22 protein-coding genes and 3 tRNA genes are annotated in these 25,605 nt (G+C 74.2%); 13 read left to right on the top strand and 12 right to left on the bottom strand.

All coding sequences use genetic code 11. The features are described 5' to 3' along the window. Positions 1–118: 118 nt before the first annotated feature. The 4 genes from QJS33_RS08390 to QJS33_RS08375 all read left to right on the top strand — a co-directional run bounded on the left by QJS33_RS08390 (position 119) and on the right by QJS33_RS08375 (position 6,416). Entirely contained in the window at positions 119–676 is a 558-nt protein-coding gene (locus QJS33_RS08390) for a hypothetical protein (RefSeq protein ID WP_306367304.1), read from the top strand. 130 nt (positions 677–806) lie between these two features. Then, positions 807–2,813 (top strand): dynamin family protein, encoded by a 2,007-nt coding sequence (locus QJS33_RS08385; protein WP_306367303.1) that lies wholly within the window; start codon positions 807–809, stop codon positions 2,811–2,813. After that, the gene (locus tag QJS33_RS08380; RefSeq protein ID WP_306367302.1) at positions 2,806–4,464 is read left to right on the top strand and encodes a hypothetical protein; all 1,659 of its coding nucleotides are present in this window, start codon (positions 2,806–2,808) and stop codon (positions 4,462–4,464) included. The genes QJS33_RS08385 and QJS33_RS08380 overlap by 8 nt, the downstream gene beginning before the upstream one ends. Continuing rightward, on the top strand, positions 4,461–6,416 hold the full coding sequence (locus tag QJS33_RS08375; protein WP_306367301.1) for a dynamin family protein: 1,956 nt from the start codon (positions 4,461–4,463) through the stop codon (positions 6,414–6,416). Before QJS33_RS08380 ends, QJS33_RS08375 begins: the two co-directional genes overlap by 4 nt. Positions 6,417–6,461: 45 nt before the next feature. On the opposite strand, the gene QJS33_RS08370 is transcribed toward QJS33_RS08375, so the two are convergent. From QJS33_RS08370 to QJS33_RS08350, 5 genes are all read right to left on the bottom strand, one after another. Next, positions 6,462–7,295 carry a hypothetical protein gene (locus QJS33_RS08370; protein ID WP_306367300.1) on the bottom strand — a complete coding sequence of 278 codons (834 nt, stop codon included), beginning with the start codon at positions 7,293–7,295 and terminating at the stop codon, positions 6,462–6,464. Further along, positions 7,292–8,062: a Crp/Fnr family transcriptional regulator gene (locus QJS33_RS08365; RefSeq protein ID WP_306367299.1), complete on the bottom strand. Its 771-nt coding sequence runs from the start codon at positions 8,060–8,062 to the stop codon at positions 7,292–7,294. Before QJS33_RS08365 ends, QJS33_RS08370 begins: the two co-directional genes overlap by 4 nt. Before the next feature lie 319 nt (positions 8,063–8,381). Then, positions 8,382–9,413, bottom strand: a complete 1,032-nt coding sequence (locus tag QJS33_RS08360) for an iron chelate uptake ABC transporter family permease subunit (RefSeq protein ID WP_306367298.1) — start codon at positions 9,411–9,413, stop codon at positions 8,382–8,384. Then, positions 9,410–10,456: an iron chelate uptake ABC transporter family permease subunit gene (locus tag QJS33_RS08355; protein WP_306367297.1), complete on the bottom strand. Its 1,047-nt coding sequence runs from the start codon at positions 10,454–10,456 to the stop codon at positions 9,410–9,412. Before QJS33_RS08355 ends, QJS33_RS08360 begins: the two co-directional genes overlap by 4 nt. A gap of 61 nt (positions 10,457–10,517) precedes the next feature. Beyond that, positions 10,518–11,519 (bottom strand): ABC transporter substrate-binding protein, encoded by a 1,002-nt coding sequence (locus tag QJS33_RS08350; RefSeq protein WP_306367296.1) that lies wholly within the window; start codon positions 11,517–11,519, stop codon positions 10,518–10,520. Positions 11,520–11,662: 143 nt separating this feature from the next. On the opposite strand from QJS33_RS08350, the gene QJS33_RS08345 reads away from it, so the two are divergent. Beyond that, positions 11,663–12,418 (top strand): AraC family transcriptional regulator, encoded by a 756-nt coding sequence (locus tag QJS33_RS08345; RefSeq protein WP_306367295.1) that lies wholly within the window; start codon positions 11,663–11,665, stop codon positions 12,416–12,418. A gap of 160 nt (positions 12,419–12,578) precedes the next feature. Next, positions 12,579–12,959, top strand: a complete 381-nt coding sequence (locus QJS33_RS08340) for a hypothetical protein (RefSeq protein WP_306367294.1) — start codon at positions 12,579–12,581, stop codon at positions 12,957–12,959. A gap of 85 nt (positions 12,960–13,044) precedes the next feature. Here QJS33_RS08340 and QJS33_RS08335 read toward each other — a convergent pair. The 3 genes from QJS33_RS08335 to QJS33_RS08325 form a co-directional block, all read right to left on the bottom strand. Next, a tRNA-Val gene (locus QJS33_RS08335) sits at positions 13,045–13,118 on the bottom strand. A 15-nt stretch (positions 13,119–13,133) separates the two neighbouring features. Next, positions 13,134–13,204 (bottom strand) — tRNA-Cys (locus QJS33_RS08330). Positions 13,205–13,244: 40 nt separating this feature from the next. Next, positions 13,245–13,317: transfer RNA gene (locus QJS33_RS08325), tRNA-Gly, on the bottom strand. A 193-nt stretch (positions 13,318–13,510) separates the two neighbouring features. Between QJS33_RS08325 and QJS33_RS08320 the strand changes: the two genes are divergently transcribed. Continuing rightward, positions 13,511–14,686 (top strand): molybdopterin molybdotransferase MoeA, encoded by a 1,176-nt coding sequence (locus tag QJS33_RS08320; RefSeq protein ID WP_306367361.1) that lies wholly within the window; start codon positions 13,511–13,513, stop codon positions 14,684–14,686. 56 nt (positions 14,687–14,742) lie between these two features. On the opposite strand, the gene QJS33_RS08315 is transcribed toward QJS33_RS08320, so the two are convergent. Then, positions 14,743–16,359 (bottom strand): MFS transporter, encoded by a 1,617-nt coding sequence (locus QJS33_RS08315; RefSeq protein WP_306367293.1) that lies wholly within the window; start codon positions 16,357–16,359, stop codon positions 14,743–14,745. 193 nt (positions 16,360–16,552) lie between these two features. Here QJS33_RS08315 and QJS33_RS08310 point away from each other — a divergent pair, with 193 nt between their 5' ends. The 3 genes from QJS33_RS08310 (at position 16,553) to QJS33_RS08300 (ending at position 19,038) form a co-directional block, all read left to right on the top strand. After that, positions 16,553–17,104: a TetR/AcrR family transcriptional regulator gene (locus QJS33_RS08310; protein ID WP_306367292.1), complete on the top strand. Its 552-nt coding sequence runs from the start codon at positions 16,553–16,555 to the stop codon at positions 17,102–17,104. Between the two features lie 309 nt (positions 17,105–17,413). Continuing rightward, positions 17,414–18,604, top strand: coding sequence for a mannose-6-phosphate isomerase, class I (gene manA / locus QJS33_RS08305; RefSeq protein WP_306367291.1), 1,191 nt, complete (start codon positions 17,414–17,416; stop codon positions 18,602–18,604). A gap of 59 nt (positions 18,605–18,663) precedes the next feature. Then, positions 18,664–19,038: an FKBP-type peptidyl-prolyl cis-trans isomerase gene (locus QJS33_RS08300; RefSeq protein ID WP_306367290.1), complete on the top strand. Its 375-nt coding sequence runs from the start codon at positions 18,664–18,666 to the stop codon at positions 19,036–19,038. A gap of 63 nt (positions 19,039–19,101) precedes the next feature. Here QJS33_RS08300 and QJS33_RS08295 read toward each other — a convergent pair whose 3' ends face one another. Beyond that, on the bottom strand, positions 19,102–20,277 hold the full coding sequence (locus tag QJS33_RS08295) for an acyl-CoA dehydrogenase family protein (protein ID WP_306367289.1): 1,176 nt from the start codon (positions 20,275–20,277) through the stop codon (positions 19,102–19,104). Positions 20,278–20,456: 179 nt separating this feature from the next. Here QJS33_RS08295 and QJS33_RS08290 point away from each other — a divergent pair, with 179 nt between their 5' ends. After that, positions 20,457–21,098: a TetR/AcrR family transcriptional regulator gene (locus QJS33_RS08290; RefSeq protein ID WP_306367288.1), complete on the top strand. Its 642-nt coding sequence runs from the start codon at positions 20,457–20,459 to the stop codon at positions 21,096–21,098. Positions 21,099–21,130: 32 nt separating this feature from the next. On the opposite strand, the gene QJS33_RS08285 is transcribed toward QJS33_RS08290, so the two are convergent. Together QJS33_RS08285 and QJS33_RS08280 are read right to left on the bottom strand one after the other, a co-directional pair. Next, entirely contained in the window at positions 21,131–22,795 is a 1,665-nt protein-coding gene (locus QJS33_RS08285; RefSeq protein WP_306367287.1) for a hypothetical protein, read from the bottom strand. After that, positions 22,780–23,574, bottom strand: coding sequence for an ABC transporter ATP-binding protein (locus tag QJS33_RS08280; RefSeq protein WP_306367286.1), 795 nt, complete (start codon positions 23,572–23,574; stop codon positions 22,780–22,782). Before QJS33_RS08280 ends, QJS33_RS08285 begins: the two co-directional genes overlap by 16 nt. A gap of 187 nt (positions 23,575–23,761) precedes the next feature. Here QJS33_RS08280 and QJS33_RS08275 point away from each other — a divergent pair, with 187 nt between their 5' ends. Further along, positions 23,762–25,129 (top strand): sensor histidine kinase, encoded by a 1,368-nt coding sequence (locus tag QJS33_RS08275; RefSeq protein ID WP_306367285.1) that lies wholly within the window; start codon positions 23,762–23,764, stop codon positions 25,127–25,129. Between the two features lie 4 nt (positions 25,130–25,133). After that, the coding region (locus QJS33_RS08270) for a response regulator transcription factor (protein WP_372339615.1) at positions 25,134–25,605 on the top strand (472 nt) is incomplete at its 3' end.

Raw genomic sequence — 25,605 nt, 5'->3', positions numbered from 1 at the left:
TCACCTCCGATCCCTGGGCGCACCCGCGAAATCACGTACGCGCGGATACGCCGCACGCTGTACGCCGTGTCGCCGCCCCACACGAATACTGGCCGCACAGGTGATGAGCGGAGGGGCCATGGACACGGCGGGAACCACGGAGCGGACACGGCGGGGCGGGCGGAGGCGATCACGGCCGACCCCGCGGCGGCGCCCGGGCAGGCTCGGCCCCCGCACCCGCAAGGCCGTCCTCATCGTGCACATCGCGGCCTCCGGTGCCTGGCTCGGGCTCGATCTGGTCCTGGGGATCCTGGTGGTCACCGCTCTGCTGGGCGGTGACGGAGCGGCCCTGGCGGTGGCCGCGGCGGCGTTCGCCACCTGGCCCATGATCGCGGTCGGCGCACTCACCCTGGCCAGCGGTGTGGTGCTGGGACTGGGGAGCAGGTACGGGCTGGTGCGCTACAAATGGGTGCTGGTCAAGCTGGTGCTCAACGTGGTCCTGGTGCTCCTGGTGGTCTTCGCGCTCTCCCCGGCCGTCGGGGCGCTGGCCGAGGAGGCGCGGGCGGCGTCGGCCTCCGGGGGTGCCCTGGCCTTCGATCCGGAGATGCTCTTCCCTCCGGTGGTCTCCTCCACGGCGGTCGCGTTCGCCATCGCGGTCTCGGTGACCAAACCCTGGGGGCCGACGACGGGGCGTTGACGGCCCCCGCCCACAGGGTGCGGTGGGTGACGGGGCGGCCGCGTAGGGGATTGCTCCGCGGAACCGAGCATTTGCGCTATTCAGCCCGGTCGATGCCGTGGTCTCGTTCTCTCGAACGAGGGGAGCGGCCATGCGGATGCCACCAGGGGTCACGGCGGCCGGGGAACGGCTCGACTTCGCCGAGGGACTGCTCGGCCTGTACGACGGGGACGACCCGCGGCGCGCCCTGTGGGGCGCGACGCTGGGCCGTGCCCGCAGGAGGCTGGCGGAACAGCACTACCACCTGGCGGTGCTGGGCGCCTTCAGCAGCGGCAAGAGCACCTTCATCAACGCGCTCCTGGAGATCGAGCTCCTGGCCTCAGGGATCGGCGAGACCACCGCCGCGGTGGTCCACATCTCCTACGGCCGCCGGTTCACCCTCCGGGTCGGGTTCCGGGACGGAGACCGATGGGAGGGGGAGGGCCCGGTACCGGTCGGAGAAGGACGGCTCCGACCGGTCCGGGCCGCCACCGCCGCCCGCGCCGTCCACGAGGTGAAGCGGGCACTGGACGTCCTGCCGCTGCGCGACGCCCTGCGCACCGTCACGACCGACCCCGCCGTGGCGCCCCTGGTCGCCTCGGTGCGGGTCGAGCTCCCCTCGCCCCTGCTGGCCAGCGGGCTCGTGCTCATCGACACACCCGGCGCCGAGTCCACCCGCGGGTACGCCGACCTGACCCGGCAGGCGATCGCCGACGCCGACGCCGCCGTCGTCGTCAACCAGCAGAGCAAGGTCCTGCCCGAGAGCATGGCGGCGTTCCTCACGGAGGAACTGGACGACGGGCTGCGCGCCCGCTGCGTGTTCGTGGTGACCCGCGCCGACGACATCGAACCGGACGAGCTCGACCCCATGGACGCCGCCGCCCGCCGCCGGATCGGCGACCACCTCGGGGTCGATCCCGATCTGGCGTGGGTCGCACCGCTGCACGTGGTCAGGTCGCTGCGCCCGGAGGGGGCCGCGACCGCGGACCGCGTCTGGGTGGAGCGCTTCGAGCTCACCCGGACCTGGCTGCGTCGCGTCACCGAGCTGCGCCGCCCCTCCGCGGTCGCCGACACCGCCCTGCGGGTCGTCTCCGGCGCACTCGCCGAACTCGAACAGGACCTCGGGGAGTACCGCGACGGCCTCGAACGGCGACGTGTCGAACTGGACGCGGCCACCCCCGCCGACATGAACGAACTCCTCGCCCGCCAGGTCGAGACCGGTCTGGGCGCCCTCACCGCCGAACGCGCCTCCCTCGGCACCGACCTCCAGCGGGACGCCGAGAACACCCTCGCCGGCATCCGCGAGCGGATGCACGAGGCCATGAAACCCTGCGCCAACGCCGCGCAGGTGCGCCAGGTGCTCACCACCGACATCGCCCCCTGGGCGGACACCCGGCTGCGGGTCTTCCTGGACATGGGCGCCGATCGCGTCCACAGGCGGATCGGCGGCTGCCTGGACTCGGTGCTGGCCGATCTGCGGGCCGCCTTCATGCTGGCCTACGACGCGCTCCGCAGGATCGACACGGCGCCCCGCGCCGAACTCGCCCGCTCCGACGCCCGCGGCGGTGCCCTCGACATGCGCCCCGCCGCGCACGACTTCGTGGCGGCCGAGGCGTTCCTCGCCGCCGACGGCCGCCGCGACGTCATGTCCATCGGCGGCGGCTTCGGCGCCGGAGCCCTCATCGGGTCGTTCCTACTGCCCGGGGTGGGCACCGTGCTGGGCGGCATCATCGGAGGCTTCCTGGGCGGCCACCTCTTCGTCCGGGACATGGAAACGGTCCGCGACGAAGCCGTCACCCGGGCCTACGGGCCGTTGGAGGACGCGGTCTCCGACATCGTCGACCACCTGCTGGAGGCCGCCGACGGCCTGGTCGCGCAGGCCGAATCCGAACTGCGCGGCCGCGCCCGCTGGTACCGGGACACCTACGCCGACACCGTGGCCGCCCTGCACCGCGCCCACCGCGCCGAACAGGAGACCCTCACCGAGCGATCCCGTGCCCTGGCCGAGGGGCACGCCGAGGCGGTCGCACACCGCGCGGAGGTCGCGCGCGAGCGCGCCCGGCTGCGCGGCGTCGCCGCCCTCACCACCACCGACCACTTCGGAGGTCTCGATGACTGAGCCGCCGCGCCCCTTCGGCGAGCGACTCTCCGCCGCCCGTACCCTGGCCGACCTGGCCGGGGCCGACACCGCCCTGCTCGACGAACTCTCCGACATCGCCGCGCACGCCGAACGCGAACAGGTCCGTGTGGCCGTCGCGATGGGACCCGTGCCCGAGCGCATCCGGCTGCTCAACGCCCTGGTCGGCCGCCCGATCCTGCCGCGCGGCCGGGGCGCCGACCTTCCGGTGCTGGTCCACCCCGCCGACCGCGACACCTGGGAGGCCCGGACCGGCCGGGGCTGGACCCGCCTGGAGGCGGCGCCCGGACCCGACCCGGAGATCACCGCCGTCCGGGCCGGCACCCCGGCGCTGGCCGACCGGGGGCTGGAGTTCCTCCTCGTCCCCGAGGGCGACCAGGCCGCCCACGCCGCCGACGCCGTCCTGCTGACCCTGACCGCGACCGCGGCCTTCACCCTCACCGAACGGTCGCTCCTGGAGGGGCTGTTCGACCGCGGCCTGGCACCCGGGCACGTCCTCATCGTCCTCGTCCACACCGAACTCGTGGACGAGGAGGAGCGTGACGAGGTCGTGCGCTACGTCCGCGAGCGCGCTCACGAGATGTCACCGGACCTGGGCGTCGCCGTCGTACCGGCGGGGGACGGCTCCGCCCCGCTCCCCGAGGACGTCCGCGCCTGGCTGGCGTACGCCGCCGACGGGCCCGGCGCCGCGCGCGACCACCACGTCGCCCACCGGCTCGCCGCCTGCCTGACCCGGATCGGAGAGCGCGCCGCGGCGGGGGAGCGGGAGGCCGCCGCCGACCGCGCGCTGCGGGCCCGGGAGGCCGCGGCCGCCCGGCACGTCCACGAGGACCGGCTCCGCGAGTTCGACCTGCTGCGCGAGGACGTCCGCGCCCGCCGCAACGCCGTGTACACGCGCCTGCGGGAGGACCGCGACCGCACCCGCGACACCCTGGCCGCCGCACTCCGCTACGAACTGGGCAACAGCACCAACCCCCAGCGCTGGTGGACCCGCGACCTGCCGCACCGGATCGGGCAGCGGCTCACCCTCTGGAACGAGCAGATCCGCCTCAAGCTCCAGCCGGTCGCGGCCCAGGACATCACCGCGGTGGACGCGGCCCTGTCGGAATCCTTCGGCCTGCACCTGCGGGTACCCGACCCGCCGGCCTCCGGGTTCGCCAGGGTCGAGGTCCCGGTGCCCGACGACCGGGACCTGACCGACCTGGGCCGCCGCCGGGTCGTCTACCGGGTCGCGCCCTCCGGGGCGGCCCTGGCGGCGGCGCTGCTGCTGCCCGGCTTCGGCCCGGTGCTGGCCCTGACCGCCTCGGTGGTCGGCACCACCCTGGGCGAGGTCCGGTTGCGCTCCCTCGCCCAGGAGCAGCGCGACACGGTGGGAGAGCGGCTGCCCGTGCTGGTGGACGCCGAGATCGACGCCTGCGCGGACGCCGTCCGCGACGAGCTGGACCGGCTCTACGGCTACCTGGAGGACGAGGTGACCCGCTCACGCGAGGAGTGGCACCGCGGCGACGGGCCCTCCGTGCCCGCCATCGAACCCGGACCGGACTGGACCGCGATCGCGGACCGGGTCCGGGAACTGACCGCCGAGGTCCTCGCTGAGGCGGGGCCCGTACAGACGAGGGGAGCGGGACGATGACCCGGACCACACGGGTGATCAGCGGATACCAGGCGTTCGGCCAGGTGCGGGGGGAACTCCTGGACCTGGTGGACGGGCTGGCCGGAGCGGTCGGGGAACTCGGCCAGAGGACACTGGGGGGCCAGGTCGCCGACCTGCGCCACCGTGTGCTCAGGGACGACTTCTCGGTCGTGTTCATGGGCGAGTTCAACGCGGGCAAGAGCACCCTCGTCAACGCCCTGCTCGGCGAGAAGGTGCTCCCCGCCAAGGGGTGGCCGACCACCGCCGTCCTCACCGTCGTCACCTGGGGAGAGGAGCGCGCCGTCACCCTCCACCCGCTCGCCGCGGACGCGCGGCCACTCGCCGTCGCCCCCGAGGAACTCGTCCACCACATCACGATCGACGCCGACGGCACCTCACCCCGGACCTGGGAACGGGCCGAGGTCGCCTGGCCGCTGGAGCTGTGCCGCAACAACGTCCGGATCGTCGACTCGCCCGGCCTCAACGAGGACCCCGAGCGCTCCCGCATCACCCTCCGGTACACGGCCGAGGCCGACGCCGTGGTGTTCGTGGTCAACGCGGTCCAGGCCCTGACGGAGAGCGAGCGCACCGTCATCGACCAGGACCTGGGCGTGTTCGACCACGACAACCTCTACCTCGTGGTCAACCGGATCGACCAGGTGGACCAGGACGAGGTCGACGAGTTCCGCGAGAACGTGCTGCGCCGGGTCCGCGACAGGTGGGGGCTGACCGGGGAGCGGGTCCTGTTCACCGACGCGCGCGGCGCGCTGCGCGGGCGCACCGAGGGCGCGCCGGGCGCCCTCGCGGCCTCCGGCGTGCCCGAATTCGAGGAGAACCTGGAGCGCTTCCTCACCGAGCAGCGCAGCCGGGTCAAGATCATCGGTGCGTCCTCGGAGATCCGCGCCCTGGCCGCGCGGGCCCGCTCCACCATCGACGACCTGTACACCCTCATGGACCAGGACCTGGAACGGCTCACCGAGGAGTACGAGCGCCAGCAGATCCCCCTGGACCGGCTGTGGGAGGAGCGCAGCGGTATCGACCGCACCGTCCGCAACCACCTGGAGGCCACCCGGCTCATGGTGGTCGACGCCGCCGAGCGGATGCTCCGGTCCGCCGCCGCCTCCTGCGTCGAGTGGGCGCAGGAGGGCGATCACGAGAGCCGGGTCACCCTCAAGTTCTGGAAGGCCAGGTCCCAGGCCCAGGCGCGGGCCCAGGAGGTGACGGAGGACCTGAGCGGCCGCATCATGGCCCACGTCGAACACTGGCGGGAGACGGAGCTGGCGGCCCTGCTGGACGAGCGCGCCACCGACCTGGAGGAGCAGATCGGCGAGCGGTTCGTCTCCTTCGCCGAGAACCTCGAATCGATCCGGACCTCCCTGCTCAACGCCGGCGACCCCGACGGCGGGGAGCACCTGCCCTCCACGCTCTCCCGGATCACCGGGGTCGGCGTCGGCCTGCTCCTCAACCCGGGAGCCCTGCTGGTCGGCTCCCAGCTCGGGTTCAAGGAGATGGCCAAGACGCTCGTCCCGCAGCTGGCGGTCGCCTTCGGCCTGAGCATGCTGGGCTTCGGCCCCGTCATGCTCGCCGCCGCGGTCTTCACCACCGGGTTCGTGAACACCCTGCTCAAGATGGACAAGCTGAACGACAGGATCGTGCGCACCACGGCCGAGTCCGTCGCCGCGACACTGCGCGCCAAGGTCCCGGAGCTGGCCGCCGACCTCGCCGCCGACGTCCACCGGGAACTGGACGCCCACCGGCAGCGCGTCGACCGCGACCTCGCCGACTCCATCACCGAGGTCCGCGACCAGGTGCAGTACGCGCTCCAGCAGCGGGACCAGGCCAAGGAGGCCGCCGACGAGCGCAGGCGGCGGCTCGCCGGGCACCAGCGCTCCCTGGACTCCATCCAGGACCGGGCGGCGCGCAAGGTCGAGGAGTGGGCCGCCGCCCGTTGACCGGACCGCGGACGCCCGGCCGGGCCCCCGCGGTCCGGTCGGGCCTCACCCCGCGTCGGCGTCCGTGCCGCCGTCCGCTTCGCCGCCCGCACCGGGGTCCTCCTGCGCGTCGGCCGGGCCCCCGTCCCCGTCGGAACCGGAGGACAGGGTGTGGTCCAGCACGAACCCCATGGCGGCGGCCCCGGCCGCGGCCCCCGCCCCGCGCGCCATCCCGTCGGTCAGGGACAGGCCCAGCCCCCGCACCCGCCGGTCGTGTTCGGGCGCGGCCCGCGGGCCGGGGGCGGCGGCCGTCTCCGGCAGGCCGATCCAGGCGTCCCCGGACAGCCGCTCCGGCCGCAGCTCCACCGCCACCCGGGTGAACCCCTCCGGGGCCAGACCCGGGTAGTCCCCCTGTTCGACCAGGTCCCGGTACAGGTGGTGGGGCAGGATCACCCCCACGTCGCGCCCGGGGTTCTCCGCCAGGGCGGCGCGCAGCGGCCCGCAGTCGCACAGCCGGGACACCTCCAGTACCCCGTCGCCGCTCCACCCGTTGGCCCCGCGGTGGGTGATGCCCTGGCCGACGGCCACCCGCAGCCGCATGCGCAGGGAGGCCCGCACCCGCAGGTTGCCCCGGCCCACGGCGTCGCCCAGGGCCGTGTACAGCAGGGACACCGCCCGCGGCTCGTCGTCCAGCTTCTGCGGAAGCAGGACCAGCAGCCCGTCGCCCTGTTCCTGGACGTCGACCCGCCGCCGGGGGACCCCCGCGGCGGTCACCGCCTCCTCCACCACGGAGCGCAGCCGTTTCTGGAGGGAGAGCTGTTCGGTGTTGCGCCGGGTGCTGTACGACTCGATGTCCGCCATGAGGCAGACGCGCCGTTTCCCGGGCGGCAGCCCGCTCACGTCCTGCGCCTCGCGGGCTCCGGAGCCGTCTCCTCCGCCAGGGCGGCCAGCCGGTCCGTGTCGGCGATGACCAGGGACCGGTACCGGGTGAGCAGCACCCCGGAGGAGCGGAGCACGCCCAGCGCCCGACGGACGCTCTGCTCGGTGGCGCCCACCAGGGCGGACAGGTCGGCCTGGCTGAGCGGGACGGAGATGGCCAGGCCCTCCTCGGTGCGGCGGCCGCAGTACCGGCCCAGCCGGTCCAGCACCCGGACCAGCCGCAGCATCACCGGCGCCCCGGAGCTGTCCGTGCGGTGCCCGATGGCCTCGCGCAACTTGGCGTTGACGTTGTGCTGCACGGCGGTGCCCACCCCGGGGTGCTCGTGCAGGAAGGTCCGCAGCGCCCCGCCGCCGATGGTCCGCACCCGGGTGGGGGCGGCCGCCTCCACCGTGGCGGACCGGGGCCGCCCGTCCAGGACCGAGAGTTCGCCCACGATGTCGCCCGCCATGCGGACGGCCAGCAGGGTGGTGTGGCCGTCGGCGTGCCCGCCGAGCACCTTCACGCAGCCGTCGAGGATCAGGTGCGCGTCGTGTCCGGCCTCGCCGAACCGCATCAGCATCGCACCCCGTTCGAAGCGGCGCGGGGTGCCCAGGCGCAGCAGGGCCGCCCGGTCGTCCGGTGGGAGCGAGGCGAGCAGGCTCCGCGGATGCCACGCCGTCTCGCGTGCGGTGTGCGCTGAGGTCGCCGGGGTGTCCGAGGGGGGTCGGACCGCTGAATGGTTCGCCATGACAGCCGCCAGGGGTCGGGTTTCGGAGGTCTCGACGGTTCCGTCGCCGCAGCGGGGAGGGATCCGCGGCATGGCGGGCGGGGACGGGGGTGCTGAAGTCCGCCATCGCAGCTTAGCCCGAAGCCCCCCGGGGTACGGCGAACTCCGGGAAAAGCCTCACTCCGTGACGAAGTGCGGGGAAAGCCGCGACGGAACAGGAGGGACGGCTCATCGGACCGTCCGGGGAAACGCTGCCGGGGGACGGCGAACGCGGGCCCGGACGCCCGGCGGGGCCGCCCCGGGGCACGGGGCGGTGCGCGGTGCCGCGGCGGCTCCGCGGTCAGGAGCGGCCGCTCTCGCGTACCAGCAGCCACACCAGGTACCCGCCGCCCAGGCACACCGTCACCGCACCCACCGGCAGTGCCGTGTCCGGCAGGGCGTGCTGCGCGACCAGGTCGGCCAGCGACAGCAGGACCGCGCCCACCAACGCCGCCCCCACCGGGTCCACCGCCCCGCCGCGGCCGGTGAGCCGCCGGGCGATCTGCGGTGCGGCCAGGGCCACGAACGCGATCGGTCCGGTCACCGCCGTCACCACGGAGGTGAGCCCCACGCCCGCCACCATCATCAGCGCCTTGGTCCGCTCCACGGGCACCCCCGACATGGACGCGGTGTCGTCGCCCAGCTCCAGTTGGCGCATGCGCGGCACCAGCACCGGCATCGTCAGGAGCAGGGCGGCGGCCGCCACGGCGCAGGCCGCCACCGGCGGCCACGACGTCCCGTTGAGCGTCCCCGCCCCCCAGACGGCGGCGCGCAGCGCCACGTCCAGGTCGGCCTTGACCGAGAACCACGTGTTGACGGAGCCGAGCATCGCGCTCACCGCGATCCCCACGACGATGAGCCGGAACCCCCGCATCCCCCGGCGCAGCGCCAGTACGTACACCAGTGCCGCCGTCCCCAGCCCGCCCAGCACCGCGCCGCCCGCCAGCACCGCGAACCCGGTGCCGCCCAGCAGCATCACGCACACGACACCGGTGAACGCACCCGTGTTGAACCCGATGACGTCCGGGCTGCCCAGCGGGTTGCGCGTGAGCGACTGGATCAGCCCCCCGCTCAGCCCCAGGCAGGCGCCGAACAGCGCCGCGGCCACCGCCCGCGGCGCCCGCCACTCCACGACGACCATCCGGTCCGGCCCGCGGGCGTCGGGGCCCAGCGCCGCCAGCACCTCGGCGGGCGACAACGGGCGCGAGCCCAGTGACAGGGCGGCCGACAGACAGCAGACCAGCACCACGGCGGCCAGTGCGTGGACGGCCAGAGCCCGCCGGGAGAGGCGCACGCTCACCCGCCCGGCCCGCAGGACGACCGCGCCGCTCACAGCGCACCCGCCCGGGCCCGGCGGACCAGCAGGATGAGCACCGGCGCCCCCACGAAGGCGGTGACCACGCCCACCTGAACCTCCGCGGGACGCACCACCAGGCGCGCCAGCACGTCGGAGACCAGGACCAGCGCCGGCGCCAGGACCAGGGTGAACGGCAGGATCCACCGCAGGTCCGGGCCCGTGACCAGGCGCACCGCGTGCGGCACCATCAGGCCCACGAACCCGATCGGCCCCGCGGCCGCGGTGGCCACCCCGCACAGCACCGTGATCGCCGCGATCCCGCAGCCCCGGGTGAGCGCGACGCGCGCCCCCACGGCGCGCGCGAGGTCGTCGCCCAGTGCCAGGGCGTTGAGCGGACGGGCCAGCGACAGCGCCACCACCAGCCCGGCCAGCACGAACGGCACGATGGTCGCCACCGTGTCCTCCGGCCGGTCGGCGAGGGTGCCCGCGCCCCAGTACCGCATGCGGTCGAAGGCCCGGGGGTCCAGCAGGGACAGGGAGGAGGCCGCACCCTGGAACACCGCGCCCAAGGCCACGCCCACCAGCGTCAGCCGCAGCGGGTCCGCCCCCGCCGGACCGCGGGCCGCGATGAGGTACACCAGGGCGGCGGCGGTGAACGCCCCGAGGATCCCCAGCCACAGGTACTGGTGCAGGCGGGTCACCCCCAGCGCGGCCACGCCGACGGCGATCGCGAAGGCGGCCCCCGCGTTCACGCCGAGGATGCCGGGATCGGCCAGCGGGTTGCGGGTCAGCGCCTGGGCCAGCACCCCGGCCACCCCGAGCGCCGCCCCCACGAGCAGCCCCAGGAGGGTGCGCGGGACGCGCAGGCCCACCACGGTGAGGTGGTCGATCCCCTCACCGGCCGAGGTCAGGGCGGCCCACACGGTGGACACCGGCAGCGGGGCCGATCCCACCAGCAGGCTCGCGGTACAGGCCAGGGCGAGCACGAGGACGGCCGCGAGCAGCCACAGGGGGCGCAGGCGGGCGGGGCGGACGCCTTCCGCGTCCGCCCCGCCCGCACCGGCCCCACTCCGGAGCACGGCGTTCACCGTTCGGAGCACGCGGCGCTCCCGTGCAGGGGCCACCGCGGGGGAGCGCACCTCACGAGAACCGCTCCTCGACGATGTCCAGCAGGGCGAGCTCCTCGTCGTAGTCGCCGCGCAGGACCCAGTAGGGCAGGTCGTAGGCGTTCCCCTCCTCGAATGCGGGCAGCGCGGCGTACACGGGGGACTCCGACAGGGACGCCACGTCGGCGGTGTCGCCGTTGAACCCGAGCACGAACACCGTGGAGGCGGTCACCAGCTGCCCGACCTGCTCGGTGGAGAGCTCGAACATGTCGCCGCCCGCCGTGTAGGGCTCCACGTCGTTCTCGGCGAACAGCGGGTCCGTCTCGAATCCCAGGCGCTCGAAGGCCAGGGGCAGGCCGGTGTCCTCGATGAGCACGTAGGGCGTCTGGTCCGCGGTCACCACCAGGAAGGTGACCTCGCCCTCGGGCGGCGTGATCGCCGCCTTCACCTCCTCCACGCGCTCGTCGTGGGCGGCCACGAGTTCCTCGTAGCGTTCGCCCTCGTCGAAGACCTCCTCGGCGAGGAATCCGAACTGCTCCTGCCAGGTGGTGTGCGAGCCGCTGACGATCACCGTCGGGGCGATCTCGCTCAGCCGGTCGTAGGCGTCGACCGCCTGGACCAGCGGGAAGCCGAGGCCGCCCGCGACGATGAGGTCGGGCTCGGCGCCCAGCACCGCCTCCAGGTCGAACCCGTCGGTGCTCCAGGGCAGGTACTCCGTGCCGTCCGCCTCGGCGTCCTCGGCCCAGAACTCGGAGTGGACGCCCTCGCCGTCCGCGTCCTCGGGGGTCGTGGCGACCACCGGGACGTCCAGGCCGTAGAGGTACCCGGCCAGGGCGTAGTTGAGGACCACGACCCGCTGCGGATCCGCGGGGACGGTCACCTCGCCCTGGTCGGTCTGCACGACACGGGTCTCCGCGGACCCGTCGCCGCCCCCGGACTCGGCGGCGGTCTCCGGGGAGCCGCACGCGGACGACAGCAGGGCCACGGCCGCCAGCGCGGACATGAGGGGAACAGGAAGGGGTCGTAGGGAGAGCATGGATCCTCGGTAGGGGAGAGGGTGCGTGAACAGCACGAACCGCAGGTAGATAAGGTAAGGCTAGGCTAATGCCCGGTTCGCCGTCGGTCGTGCCCCGGACGACATCGGTGGCTGCCCGAGACGACATGTTCCCTGGAGTGAGGATGACCCCGGACCAACTCTGCCGGATCGTGCCCGAGAACTCGGTCCGCTTCCTGGGGCACGACACCCACGAGCACGACGTGCCCCACCTGATCCACGTGGTCTCGGGCGCCGCCGAACTGGTCGTCGACGGCCGGGAGGTCACCCTGGGCGCGCGGCACAACCTGTGGCTGGCCCCGCACGTCCCCCATTCGATGCGGATCCGCGACGGCGGGATGGCCCTGGGGCCGATGCTCTCGCCGGACACGCGGCCCCCGGAGCGGGTCCACCTGCTGGGCGCGGTACCCGCGGTGACCCGGGTGATGATGACCGTCCTGGGCGCGGCCCCGGCCACCCCGGAGCAGATCGCGCCGTTCCGCGAGGTCCTGGACTCCGTACTCGGTGAGCTGTACCGGCCGGGGTTCCCCGTGCCGCTGCCCGAGCACCCGGCGGCCCGCGCCATCGCCCGTGAGGCGGGGGTCTCCGGCGCCACCCTGGACGAGCTGGCCCGCCGCCACCACACCAGCGTCCGCCACGTCCAGCGGCTCTTCGCCGAGCAGACGGGACTCTCGTTCACCCGGTGGCGCACCCGTGCCCGGCTCAACACGGCGCTGGCCCGGCTCCGCGCGGGGTACGGCCTCACCGAGGCGGCGCGCGCCGCCGGCTACCTGAGCCGCAGCGGACTGCTGCGCGCCCTGCGCCGGGAGACCGGCCTGCCCGAGCACCTGCTGGCCGCCGACCCCCTGGCCGCGGTCGAGGCCCGGCGCCCGGCCGCCTGACCCCCCTATCCGGACCGGGGGCGGGCCCGGCCCTGCCCCTGCCGTTCGCCCGGCTTCTCACCCGTGTCCGGCAGGCGCTGGGCGAGGGGCCCCTGGAACCGCCGCTGCGCGCCGCGACACTGACCGCACACCGACTCGTCACCATGGAACAGGAGGCCGCATGACCGCCCACGGAGAAGCGCAGTTCGCCCGGTTCGAGGCGATGGACGAGGAGGAGCTCTACGAGGAGCTGGGAAGGCTGCTGCTGGGCTCCGGCCCCGGGCTGGCCCCGGACGACGACAGTGAGGCGGCCGACCACGGGCGGCGCTGGTTCCGGGCCCACTACGCACGGCTCCAGCGGAGCGTGTGCCTGCACCCCCGGGTGCGCCCCGTCCTCAACGACGACCCGGTGAACACCGTCGTCGACCTGGGCACGATCGGCACGATCCTGTCCGGGGACCTGGTCTCCGACCCGACCCAGGCCGCCGTCCTCGCCGCCCTCATCACCCGCCTGGGCCTGAGCACCTTCTGCGCGGGCGTCCGCCCCGATACCGACGACTGATCCCGGGGCGGGGCCCGGCGGGAACGACGGAAAGACCCTGTCGGGCGGCCTCGGGCCGTCCGACAGGGTCTTTCCGCGAGTGAAGTGGGCGATACAGGATTCGAACCTGTGACCTCTACCGTGTCAAGGTAGCGCTCTAACCAACTGAGCTAACCGCCCGCGTGAAGCGATGTGAGGTGGAGACGGGATTCGAACCCGTGTAGACGGCTTTGCAGGCCGCTGCCTCGCCTCTCGGCCACTCCACCGAGTTCCACGCGAGCACCGGGTGCCTGCGCGTCTCCTCCGAGCGGACGACGGGATTCGAACCCGCGACCCTCACCTTGGCAAGGTGATGCTCTACCAGCTGAGCCACGTCCGCTTGCAGACCGGGCGGGCCTTGTTCCCTCGGCCGTTGCCCTGTCGCTGGTTAGAACTTTAGCGGAAAGTCGGCAGACGGCAAATCGGGTTTCCGCGGGCCTTCGCCCGCACGCTGGGAGGGGACGGGAACGCCGCCGTCACGGCCCCGGGTGGACAATGGTGGCCAGGCCGTTGACGACGGGGAGGGCGACGCCATGGGCGGGTGCGGATCGGGCCGCGAGGGGCCGCTGGGCTGGCCGGCGGCCCGGGACCGGGCGCACCGGGCGGGGGAGCGGCTGCCCGTGGCGGTGCGCGAGGTGCCGCTGGCCCGGGCGCTGGGCGCGGTGCTGGGCGCGGACGTGCGCGCGCTGACGGGGGTTCCGGCGTTCGACGCCTCCGCGATGGACGGTTTCGCGGTCGCGGGTCCGGGCCCGTGGGAGCTGGTGGGCGCGGGGTTGGCGGGTGCGCCGGTGGCCGTCGAGGGGTTGGCGCCGGGCGAGGCGGTGGAGATCGCCACGGGCGCGCGGGTGCCCAAGGGGACCGAGGCGGTCCTGCCCTATGAGCTGGCCGAACGTTCCGGTGACCGGGTCGCGGGCCCGGCGCGGGCGGGGCGGCACGTGCGCTGGGAGGGAGAGGAGACCGCCCCCGGTGAGACGGTGCTCACCCGGGGTCGTGCGGTGGGTCCGGCGGTGCTGGGCCTGGCGTCCTCGGTGGGCCACGAGACCCTGCCGGTGCTGGCCCCCCGGGTCGAGGCGCTGGTCACGGGCGCGGAGGTCACCACGTCGGGGCTGTCCGGCGAGGGCTTCGTGCGTGATGCCATCGGCCCGATGCTGCCGGGCCTGGTGACGTGGGCGGGCGGCCGGGTGGAGCGGGTGCGTCACCTGGGGGACGAACGCGACGTGCTGGCGGCGGCGATCGCCGGTTCCGGCGCCGATGTGCTCGTGGTGTGCGGTTCCTCCTCCAAGGGCCCCGCCGACCACTTGCGCTCGGTGCTGGCCGACCTGGACGCGGAGGTCCTGGTGGACGGGGTGTCCTGCCGCCCCGGGCACCCGCAGCTGCTGGCGCGCCGGGGGCGCACCGCGGTCGTCGGCCTGCCCGGGAACCCGGGGGCGGCCCTGGTGGGTGCCCTCACACTGGTCGTTCCGCTGCTGTGCGCGATGGCCGGGCGCTCCGACCCCACGGTGGCCCCGGACCCGGTGCCGGTGGCCGGGGAGGTGAGCGCCCACCCCCGGGACACCCGGCTGGTCGCCGTCCGGCTGGAGGACGGCCGGGCCGTTCCGGTGGGCCACGACGGCCCGGCCAGTCTGCGCGGTGCCGCACTGGCCGACGCCTACGCCGTGATCCCGCCCGACTGGCGGGGCGGCGAGGCCGACCTGCTGCGCCTGCCCTGAACGGGGAAGGACCCCGCGGGGACGTCCCCGCGGGGTCCTTCCGCCCGGGACCCGGGTCAGCCGACCCGTTCCTCCCCGCGCCGTCCGGCGGGCACCGGCGGCGCGGGCCGCTCGACCGCCGGGTTGCCCCGGCCGCGCAGCAGCAGCCACGCCTGGACGGCCGCCGCCATCACGATGGCCACGGCGATCGTGCTGGTCAGGTGCATGCCGCTGGTGAACGCGGTGCGCGCGGCCTCCATCAGTGCCGCCCCGGGCGCCCCGCCCAGGTCGGCGGCGGCGTTCGCGGCGCCGCCCAACGTCTCGCGGGCGGCGCCCACCGCGTCGGCGGGCACGCCCTCGGGCCCGGTCAGGTGCGAGCGGTAGAACGCGGTCAGCGCACTGCCCAGCACGGCCACGCCCAGGGCCGCGCCCAGCTCGTAGGCGGTCTCGGAGATGGCCGAGGCCGCACCGGCGCGCTCGGGCGGGGCCGCCGACATGATGGCGCCGTTGGTGAGCGTCTCGGCGAACCCGGCGCCGGTCGCGATCAGAGCGAACCCGGCGGTCACCACCGCCACGCCCAGCGTGACGTCGTTCACCGGTGCGATGACCAGTACCGCGAACCCGGCGGCGGTCACCAGCAGGGACCCGCCGACCACGGTGGCCAGGCTCAGCCGGCGCGACAGCCGCACCGCCACCAGACTGCCCAGGACCGACAGCGCCAGCCCCGGGACCAGGACGATCCCGGCCCGCATCGGCGAGATGCCCAACACCAGCTGGAGGTACTGGGTCAGGAAGAACAGGGACGACACCAGCGAGAAGACGATCATCAGGTTGGTGACCACCGCGACGCTGAACACGCGGTCGCGGAACAGGTCCACGTCGATGAGCGGGTCGTCCAGCTTCTTCTGCCTGCGCACGAACAGGTGGCCCAGGGCCAGGCCGATCGCCAGTGACGCGACGGGTACCACGGACAGGCCCTCGGTCGCGAGCTTCTTGACGCCGTACACGGCGGGCAGCATCGCGGCCAGGGACAGCACCACGCTGATCGGGTCCAGGCGGCCCGCGTCGGGGTTGCTCGACTCACGCACCAGCAGCGGCACCAGGATCAGGATCAGGGCCATCACCGGCAGGTTGATGAGGAACACCGAGCCCCAGAAGAAGTGCTCCAGCAGCCAGCCGCCGAGGATCGGCCCCAGCGCGGCGCCGGCGGAGAACCCGGAGGCCCACAGGGCGATGGCCAGCAGCCTCTGGCGCGCGTCCAGGAAGATGTTGCGCAGCAGGGACAGGGTCGAGGGCATCAGCGAAGCGCCGGCGACGCCCAGCAGGGCGCGGGCGGCGATGAGGATCTCGGGGGTCGGCGCGAAGGCGGCCAACAGGGAGGCGGCGCCGAACGCGGCCGAACCGATCATCAGCAGTCGGCGGCGGCCGATGCGGTCGCCGAGCGAGCCCATGGTGATCAGCAGTCCGGCCAGGATGAAGCCGTAGACGTCGATGATCCACAGCAGCTGGCCCGCGGTGGGCGCCAGCTGTTCGCTCAGTGCGGGCACGGCGAAGCCGAGCACGGTCGAGTCGACCGAGATCAGGATCACGGGCAGGACCAGGACGGCCAGTGCGGTCCACTCGCGGGGACCGGCCGGTGCGGGGCTGCCGTTGCGTGCGCGGTCGTGGCCGTTCCCGGCCTTGACGGAAGTCATCTCTCCTCGTTCACGTGTCGCTGTTCTCGCGCCTGCGGCAGTGGCCGGGGCGCGGGTCCGGCGGGAAGGCGGGCTCCGGGCCGAACGGGTGGGACGGGAAGCGCTGTCGACCGTGCGGTGCGCCGGGCGCACCTCGCGGGATTCTTCAACCGTCCAGACGGTACAGTACCGTCCGGCCGGTACAGTGTCAATCGTGAACGCTTCCAACACCCGCGACCGCATCCTCGACGCCCTCCAGGAGATCCTCGTCCGGGAGGGCTACTCATCGGTGACGCTTGAGGCGGTGGCCCGCGCCGCCTCCGTCTCCAAGGGCGGCCTCCTGTACCACTTCCCCTCCAAGGCCGCCATGCTCACCGGCCTCATCGAGCGCCTGTCCGTCCTGGCCGAGCAGGAGTTCCGCGAGGCGACGGAGGGCGAGGAGGGCGTGGTCCGCGTCTTCCTGCGCACCTCGCTGCCGCAGAGCTCGGAGGAGCGCGAGCTCTACTGGGCGATCATCGCCGCGCTGCGCAGTCAGGACGACATGCCCCCGGAGGCCTTCGTGCACGTCCGGGACCTGTTCGACCGCTGGCGCCGCCTGCTCCACGAGGAGTTGGAGGACCCGGTCCTGGCCGAGATCATCCTCCGCGCCGGAGACGGGCTGTACCTGTCGGACATCGCCGGTCTGCCCACCGCCGAACCCGGGCTGCGCCAGGCCATGATCGACCGCCTGGTGGCCGAGTCCGACCGGGTCCGCCGCGAACGCTGAACACTCCGGGCGCTCCGCGGGTCCCGGGGCGCCGCCGTCCCGCGCCGTCCGGACCTCGACCGTTCGCCGGACGGTGGCACGGCGGTGCTGTCCATGTGTCCGGGATCATGATTTACTTGCCGGTAACTTCATTGCCGCCGCCGGGTCCCGGGGCCGCCGGGTGCCCGCCCACACCGTGAGGTGATGCGTGCACCACCGCGGGGGGTGGGGCGTGCCGGGTCGACGGGGGGCTCTCCGTTGGCCAGACTGGGCCCACCTCGCCGGAGCGCCCACGAGGTGAGAACACGCAGACGGGAAAGCGGGGAGCGGATGCACAGGCTCACCAACCAGGTCCGACCGTACGCCTGGGGTGCGCGCACGGCCATCCCCCGGCTGCTGGGTCTGGAGCCGGACGGCACCCCGCAGGCGGAGCTGTGGCTGGGCGCCCACCACGGCGCCCCCAGCACCGCGCGGTGCGAGCAGGGCCCGCTCCCGCTGCCCGAACTGATCGCCGCCGAACCCCACCGGGTCCTGGGCCCGGAGGTCGTCGACCGATTCGGCGTGCGCCTGCCGTTCCTGCTCAAGGTCCTGGCGGCCGACGAGCCCCTCTCCCTCCAGGTGCACCCGAACGCCGACCGGGCCCGGTCGGGGTTCGCCGCCGAGGAGGGCCGGGGCATCCCGGTCGACGCACCGCACCGCAACTACCGCGACCCCCACCACAAGCCGGAACTGCTGCTGGCGCTGGAGCCCTTCGAGGCCCTGTGCGGCTTCCGCGAGCCGGCCGCCGCTCACCGCGACCTGCTGGACCTGTCCTGTGAACTGGCCGCCCTGCTGCGCGAGGACCTCTCCCGGGAGGACGACCGCGCCGCGTTGCGGGCGGCGCTCACCCGCCTGCTCACCCTGGACGGCGCCGACCGCGAACGGCTGATCGGCGGGTTCGTGGACGAGTGGGAGCGGGTCCGCCCCCGTTGCGCCCACGCCGGCATCATCGGCGACCTGGCCGCCCGCTACCCGGGCGACCCCGGAGCGGTGGCGTCGCTGCTGCTCAACCGGGTCACCCTGTGGCCGGGCCAGGCCCTCTTCCTGCCCGCGGGCAACCTGCACGCCTACCTCCAGGGCACGGCCGTGGAGGTGATGGCGGGTTCCGACAACGTGCTGCGGGCCGGGCTGACCCGCAAGCACGTGGACCCGGCCGAGCTGCTCGACGTGGTCGACTTCTCGGTCCTGCCCATCCCGTACTCCCTGCCGACCTTCCAGGGCGGGCGGCGGCAGTTCCACCCGGCCGCGCCGGAGTTCGCCCTGCACGAGATCGGCCCGGGCCGGGTCACCGCCCACCTGCCGGGGGAGGGGCCCGCCGTGGTGCTGGCCCTCAACGGCCGGGTCGAGCTGATCCCCGAGGTCGGCCGCCGGACCGAGCTGCGCCGCGGCGAGTCGGTGTTCGTCCAGGCCGACAGCGGACCGGTCAAGATCGAGGGTCAGGGACACGTCGTCGCCGCCACCGTCGGCGCACTGCTGGACTGAGTCCCCGGACCGATACGCTGGCCCTCTCTGTTCACCTGTGTCACAGAAGAGGTAGCACCATGGCTCTGGAGCGTCCGGAGATCGACCCCATCGACGGCCCGCCCCCGGCGGACCTGGAGATCACCGACACCGTGGTCGGCGAGGGGCGGCAGGCCGGACACGGCAACACCGTCGACGTTCACTACGTGGGCGTGGCCTTCTCCAACGGCGAGGAGTTCGACGCCAGCTGGAACCGCGGCGCCCCGCTGAGTTTCACCCTCGGCAAGGGCCAGGTCATCCCGGGCTGGGACCAGGGCGTCCTGGGCATGCGCGTCGGCGGCCGCCGCAAGCTGGTCATCCCGCCGCACCTGGCCTACGGCCGGCACGGCGCGGGCGGTGCCATCGGCCCGAACGAGACCCTGATCTTCGTCTGCGACCTGGTCGGCGTCCGCTGAACCTCCCCGGCCGACCGTGCGTGAAGGGCCCGTGCCGCGTCGGCACGGGCCCCGTCCCCGCGGTCAGCCCAGGGTTGCGCCCACCTTGACGTGGCCCTTGAGCAGGTCGCGGGCGATCGTGCGGCGCTGGATCTCGTCGGTGCCCTCGAAGATGCGCAGCAGGCGCAGGTCGCGGTAGAACCGCTCGATGGGCAGCTCGCGCGTGTACCCCATGCCGCCGTGGATCTGGAGCACGCGGTCGACGATCTCGTTGGCCTTGACGCCGCCGAAGAGCTTGGCGATGGACTGCGCGTGGCGCGAGTCGCGGCCCGCGCCCACCTGCCAGGCGGCGTGCAGCACGAGCAGGCGCAGCGCCTCGATCTCCACCTGGGAGTCGGCGATCATCCACTGGATGGCCTGGCGGTCGGCGATCGGCGCGCCGAAGGTCTCCCGGGTCTTGGAGTAGTCGACGGCCATGGTCAGCAGGCGTTCGCAGCTGCCGACGGCGCGCGCGGGCAGCAGGTAACGGCCCTTGCCGATCCACTGCATGGCCAGCGCGAAGCCCTGGCCCTCCTCGCCGAGGATGTTCTCGTGCGGGACGCGCACGTCCTGGAAGATCAGCGCGGCCGGGCGGCGCTCGCCCATGGTGTCGATGGGCTCGGCGGTCCAGCCCATGTCGCGGTCCACCAGGAAGCAGGTCACGCCCCCGTTGGCGCCCTTCTCGGGGTCGGTGATCGCGAAGACCATGGCGAAGTCGGCCTCGTAGCCGCCGGTGATGAAGGTCTTCTCGCCGTTGATGACCCACTCGTCGCCCTCACGGACGGCCCGGGTGCGGATGGCCTTGGCGTCCGACCCGGCGCCCGGCTCGGTGATGGCGAAGCAGGAGCGCTTCTCCCCGGCGATGGTGGGCAGCAGGTAACGCTCCCGCTGCTCCTCGTTGCAGTGGTAGAGGATGTTGTCGGCCTCGCCACCGAACTTGAAGGTCAGGAAGGTCCGTCCCAGCTCGATCTCGATGACCGCGGCGGTGACCGGGTCCAGGCCCATGCCGCCGTACTCCACCGGGGTCTCCACACCCCAGAAGTCGGATTTGCGGGCGAGGTCGCGCAGTCGGATGCGCTCATCCCGGTTCAGGCCCGGGGGGTGCCCCTCGCGTTCGCGTCGCAGCACCTCGTTCTCCAGCGGCATCAGCTCCCGCTCGACGAAGGTCCGGACCCAGTCGCGGACGGCGCGCTGCTCTTCGCTCAACGAGAAATCGATCACGGCCTGCTCCCAATTAACCTAACAGTGTTCGGTTATGTGAGGGTACGACGATCCCGGCCGCCGGTGCAAGAGGGGGCGGGCCCTTCCGTAACGAACCCGTCCGGCCCGGTACCGTGCGATGATCGGGCCGGACACCGGTAGGGGCCGGTGTCGGCAGACCGCAGAGGGGACCTACGCCCGTGGCCCGACCCAAGACACCGATCCTGAGCCGTGAGGCCATCCGCCGCGCCGCGCTCGCGCTCATCGACCGGGACGGACTGGACGGGCTGTCCATGCGCAAACTCGCCGAGGAGCTCGACGTGCGGGCCGCCTCCCTGTACAGCCACTACCGCACCAAGGAGGAGCTGCTCACCGCGATCGCCGAGGAGGTCACCCGGGACATCGAGGTCGCCGAGTTCGAGAGCGGTGACTGGCGACGGGGCCTCACCGCGTGGGCGCGCTCCTACCGCGGCGCCCTGATCGCCCACCCCAACCTGCTGCCGGTGATCGCCGCGGGCCCCGGCCGCCGGGAGGAGGCGCTGCGCCGCGCCGACGCCATCCACGGCGGCCTGGTGGGCGCGGGCTGGCCGCCCCGCTACGCCACCATGATCGGCGCCTCCACCCGGTACCTGGTCCTGGGGTCGGCCACCGGCTCCTTCGCCCGCGGCTTCGACGACGACGTGCGCGTCTACCGGGACCGCTACCCCAACCTGTCCCAGGCCCACCGGCTGGCCGAGCACGCCGCCGAGATCGACGAGGACAGCTTCGACCTGGCCCTGTCGTCCTTCCTGGACGGCCTCGACGTCCTCTACGAGAAGGTCCGCGCCGACTCCGGACGCTGAGCCCGGGCGCCTCCCGCGCCCCGGCCCGGCGTTCACGACCCCTGCGGCCGGGTCTCCTCGTTGCCGGAGATCGCCGTCCGCTCCAGCCGGTCCAGCAGGGACCCCCGCTCCGGCACCGACCGGAGCGCGACCTCCCTGCCGTAACGGATGCGGGTGAACGTCTCCGGCAGGCGGTCGGCCAGCCGCCGGTGCGCGACCCGCCCCAGCCACCAGGCCCCGAGCAGGCCGTTGGCCGCCCCCACCGGTAGCGCCGCCCACGGTGCCCCGGCCAGGCCCAGGAACACCGCCGCCAGCACCGCGGGGGTCGTCAGCACCGGCAGCGCCGCCAGCGACAGCCACACCTGCACCTGGTTGTCCCCGCTGTCATTGGCGTCCACCCGCAGCTGCGGGTCCACGCCGGGGGACAGGGCCACCACCGAGAACAGCAGGGACAGACCCGACCCCACCCCGAACACCGCCGCCAGCCCGGTGGACACGTAGGGCCACGTCCAGTGCTCACCGGTGAACACGATGAACAACGCGCTCAGCGCCAGCGACACCGGGGCGCTCAGCAGCCAGATCGCGATCTGGCGGCCGCGCACGTCCGCCCTGGCCGTGCCCGGGCCCTGGCCCACCACCGCCTGCCACAGCGCGGTCCCGTCGTGGCCGTACATGTTCGCCGTGGCCAGCACCATGATGAACGCGCAGATCACCCCCGAGAACGGCGCGAGGAACGAGAACGCCCCGCTCCACCAGCTCAGCAGCCCGATGAACAGGCCCGCCCACAGCGAGGCGCGCACCTCCAGCCCCCGCCACGGGTCGCGCCACCACTGGCGCAGCTCCTTGCCGACCACCGCTCCCAGCGGAGTGTCCGGCAGCAGGCCGCGGGCCGGGCGGGACAGCGGCCGGGCGCCCAGGGGGCGCCCCCGGCGCCGCACCCCGTGCGCCCCGACCCGGGGCGCCAGCAGCACCGCGGTGACCGACGCGAGCACCAGCGCCGTCAGGGCCGAGGCCGCCAGCCAGCCCAGGGCCGGGCCCCAGGCGCCCGCCCCCGCCGCGTCCACCGCGTGCACCGGCCAGGACGTGGGCAGCGCGGCCAGGACCGCGCCCGCCGCCCCCTCGCCCAGGCCGTGCTCGCGCAGCTCCAGGGTCGCCGCCAGCGCCGGCTGCACGGCCATCCACCCGAAGAAGATCAGGGCCAGGATCAGTCCCCACTGCACCGAGGCGATCTCGACGCCGAGCCGCGAGTGCATCGCCGCGCCCAGGGCCCGGAACACCAGACGGGACAGGGAGATCAGCGAGATCCACAGCAGCAGTGCCGCGGGCACCGCGACCACGGCCGCACCCGCCGACAGCGTCGCGCCGTGCCACACCGGCGCCGCCGCCGCGACCAGGGTCAGTGCCGGGCCGACGTCCACGAACGCCGTGACCAGCAGCAGCGCTCCGGTCCGTCGGCGGTCCATCGGCAGCAGCGCGAAGTACTGCGACCGCAGCGTCCCCGCCCCGTTGGCGACCGTGGGGCCCAGCGCCCAGCCCACCGCCCACACGGCGAAGACCAGCGCGAACAGGTCCGACCGGATTCCCGGATCCGGGACGAACAGGGTGAAGTACCAGGTCGCGATGACACCCGGCAGGGCGAGGACCAGCCCCAGGACGCGCATGCCGGTGAAGGAGCGGCGCATCAGCGCCAGCTTCAGGCGGATCAGGACGACAGCCACGACAGCTCCTCCTCGCCGATCCCGCGCGCGCCGACCAGCCGTACGAAGGTGTCCTCCAGGGCGGTGTCCGGACCGCGCACCTCGTCCAGGGTGCCGTCGGCCAGCATCCGGCCCCGGGCGATGATCGCCACCCGGTCGGCGAGCCGCTCCACCAGGGCCATCACGTGGCTGGAGACGACCACGGTGCCGCCGCCGTCGGTGAAGCGCCGCAGGATCGCGGTGAGCACCCGCGCCGACACCGGGTCGACCGCCTCGTAGGGCTCGTCCAGCACCAGTACGCGGGGAGCGTGCAGCAGGGCCGTGGCCAGGCCGATCTTCTTGCGCATGCCGGTGGAGTACTCCGCGACCAGGACCCCCCTGCGGTCGGCCCCGTCCAGCTCCAGCACCCGCAGCAGCTCCTCGGCCCGCTCGCGGACCAGGTCGCGGCCGAGCCCGCGCAGCCCGCCCCAGTAGGTGAGCAGCTCGCCGCCGGTGAGCCGCTCGGGCAGGGACAGGCCGTCGGGGAGCACACCGAGCAGGCGCTTGGCGGCCACCGGGTCGGACCACATGTCCACGCCCAGCACCCGGGCCGTCCCCGAATCGGGGCGCAGCAGGCCGACGGCCATGGAGATGGAGGTGGTCTTGCCCGCGCCGTTGGGCCCCACCAGGCCCAACAGGGACCCGCGGGGGACGGAGAGGGTCACCCCGTCGGCGGCCCTGGTCCCGTTGAAGGTCTTGGTCAGCCCGACCAGTTCCAGGGCGGGCACGTCTTCCGGGGGTGGTAAGGCGTCGTTCACCATGCCCCCGATCGTCCCGCCGCGGGCCGGGGCCGGGCATCGGCCGATCGACCGCGTTCCACCGCTGCCGCGGTGGCCGATCGGCCGACGTCCCCGCCGGCCGCCCCGCCCGCAGGATCGGCCTTTCGGCCGAGGCGGGGCCGCCTGCCCCCGCCCTACCCTGAGATCGACATCGATCTCGGGGGGCGTGATGGTGGAGGGCGGCGACGCGTTCGGAGGTGACGGAGGCACGGCGAACGAGGCCCCGCGTGCCGACCGGCGGCGGTTGGCCCGCGGGACGATGGTGGCCGTCGGGGTCGGGCTGGGCTGGGCGGTGCTGTACGCCTTCCTGTACCGGGCGGGGTACAACTCCTACGTGCCCGCCTGGCTGATGGGGGTGGACGTGGCGCTGGGGGCGGCGGCCGCCCTGACCCTGGTCGCCCGGCCCCGGTACCCCCTGGCGGCGGCCGTGGCCGTCGGCCTGTTCTCGGCCGTTTCCTCCGCAGCCCTGGCGGCGCTGGTCATCGCGCTGATCGGACTCACCGCCCGCCGCCCCTGGTGGCAGGCGGCCTCGGTGGCGGCGGGCACCCTGCTCCTCGGGCTGCCCTGGTTCCTGCTGTTGGTCCCCCGCGACCAGCTGTTCTTCGCGATCGCGGTCACCGTACTCCTGCTCTCGGGCTGTCTGGGCTGGGGGTCGGCGATCAGGTCCCGACTCCGGCTGATCGAGCGGCTGCGCGAGGACGTGCTGCGCGCCCGCGCCGACCGGGACCGCAGACTGGACGAAGCGCGTGCGGACGAGCGTCGGCGCATCGCCCGGGAGATGCACGACGTCCTCGCCCACCGGATGTCCCTGTTGTCGGTGCACGCCGGAGCCCTGGCCTACCGGGTCCGCCGGAGCGAGCAGGGGCAGGCCCCGCCGCCGACCGCCGAGGAGCTGGGCGCGGCTGTGGAGGTCATCCGCGACAACGCCCACCGGGCGCTGGACGAGCTGGGCGGTGTCCTGGCGGTCCTGCGCGCCGCCGACACCGCCCGGACCTGGGGTGACGGCGGCACGGAAGAGGAGGGCACCGCCCCACCCCAGCCGACCCTCGCCGACCTGGACCGGCTACTGCGCGAGGCCACCGGCTCCGGGCAGCGCGTGAGCGCCCGAGTGGAACTGCCCGGGGGAGCCGCCCCCCTCGACCGGGTGGGTCGCAGCGCCTACCGGGTGGTGCAGGAGGGGCTGACCAACGCCCGCAAGCACGCCCCCGGAGCCCGGGTGGAGGTGCGGGTCCACGGCGGCCCGGGGCTGGGGCTGGCGGTGTCCGTGCGCAACCCGCTGCCGGTGGGGACGGCCGTGTCCGAGATCCCCGGGGCGGGCGCCGGGATCACCGGACTGGCCGAACGCGTCGGTCTCGACGGCGGCACCCTGACCCACGGTCCCGACCAAGGCCTCTTCCTCCTCGACGCGCAACTGCCCTGGGCCGACGGTGTCCCGGCGGCGCGACCACCCGGGACGGAGCCGGCCCCGCGACCGTTCGCCCATCGACCCGTCCCGGCGGCGAGCCCGGCCCCCTACGACTCGGGGGTGCGATATTAGGGGTGTGGACACACCCGTGCGCGTTCTCCTCGTCGATGACGACCCGTTGGTACTGACCGGGCTGCGGATCATGCTCTCCGGGGCGCCCGGCCTGACCGTGGTCGGCGAGGCCGCCGACGGGGAGCAGGTGGTCGCCGCGGTGGCCGAACACCGGCCCCACGTGGTGCTCATGGACGTGCGCATGCCCCGCCTCGACGGGATCGCCGCCACCCGGGCGCTGCGCACCGGCGGCGCGGACGACCCCCAGGTCATCGTGTTGACCACCTTCGACGCCGACGACACCGTCGCCCGGGCGCTGCGCGCCGGGGCCGCCGGATACCTGCTCAAGCACACCGAGCCGGAGCGGATCGTGGAGGCGGTGCACCGGGCCGCCGTCGGGGAGCCGGTGCTCTCGCCCGCCGTGGCCCGGGCCCTGATGGACCGGGTCGCGGCGACCACCGACCACGGCGCAGGAGCCTGGGACGGTGCCGTCGATC

Origin of the sequence: Nocardiopsis sp. CC223A (assembly GCF_030766825.1) — a bacterium.
Taxonomy (GTDB): Bacteria; Actinomycetota; Actinomycetes; order Streptosporangiales; family Streptosporangiaceae; genus Nocardiopsis.
Note: the sequence above shows the minus strand (reverse complement) of the source record. Positions and strands in the feature narration are given on the sequence as shown.

Bases quoted from the DNA above. Each gene is read 5' to 3' on its own strand.
- QJS33_RS08365 (WP_306367299.1), bottom strand. From the start codon at position 8,062: ATGGCGAACCATTCAGCGGTCCGACCCCCCTCGGACACCCCGGCGACC.
- QJS33_RS08275 (WP_306367285.1), top strand. From the start codon at position 23,762: ATGGTGGAGGGCGGCGACGCGTTCGGAGGTGACGGAGGCACGGCGAAC.
- QJS33_RS08345 (WP_306367295.1), top strand. From the start codon at position 11,663: ATGACCCCGGACCAACTCTGCCGGATCGTGCCCGAGAACTCGGTCCGC.
- QJS33_RS08385 (WP_306367303.1), top strand. From the start codon at position 807: ATGCGGATGCCACCAGGGGTCACGGCGGCCGGGGAACGGCTCGACTTC.
- manA (WP_306367291.1), top strand. From the start codon at position 17,414: ATGCACAGGCTCACCAACCAGGTCCGACCGTACGCCTGGGGTGCGCGC.
- QJS33_RS08380 (WP_306367302.1), top strand. From the start codon at position 2,806: ATGACTGAGCCGCCGCGCCCCTTCGGCGAGCGACTCTCCGCCGCCCGT.
- QJS33_RS08300 (WP_306367290.1), top strand. From the start codon at position 18,664: ATGGCTCTGGAGCGTCCGGAGATCGACCCCATCGACGGCCCGCCCCCG.
- QJS33_RS08350 (WP_306367296.1), bottom strand. From the start codon at position 11,519: ATGCTCTCCCTACGACCCCTTCCTGTTCCCCTCATGTCCGCGCTGGCG.
- QJS33_RS08340 (WP_306367294.1), top strand. From the start codon at position 12,579: ATGACCGCCCACGGAGAAGCGCAGTTCGCCCGGTTCGAGGCGATGGAC.
- QJS33_RS08280 (WP_306367286.1), bottom strand. From the start codon at position 23,574: ATGGTGAACGACGCCTTACCACCCCCGGAAGACGTGCCCGCCCTGGAA.
- QJS33_RS08320 (WP_306367361.1), top strand. From the start codon at position 13,511: ATGGGCGGGTGCGGATCGGGCCGCGAGGGGCCGCTGGGCTGGCCGGCG.
- QJS33_RS08390 (WP_306367304.1), top strand. From the start codon at position 119: ATGGACACGGCGGGAACCACGGAGCGGACACGGCGGGGCGGGCGGAGG.
- QJS33_RS08375 (WP_306367301.1), top strand. From the start codon at position 4,461: ATGACCCGGACCACACGGGTGATCAGCGGATACCAGGCGTTCGGCCAG.
- QJS33_RS08315 (WP_306367293.1), bottom strand. From the start codon at position 16,359: ATGACTTCCGTCAAGGCCGGGAACGGCCACGACCGCGCACGCAACGGC.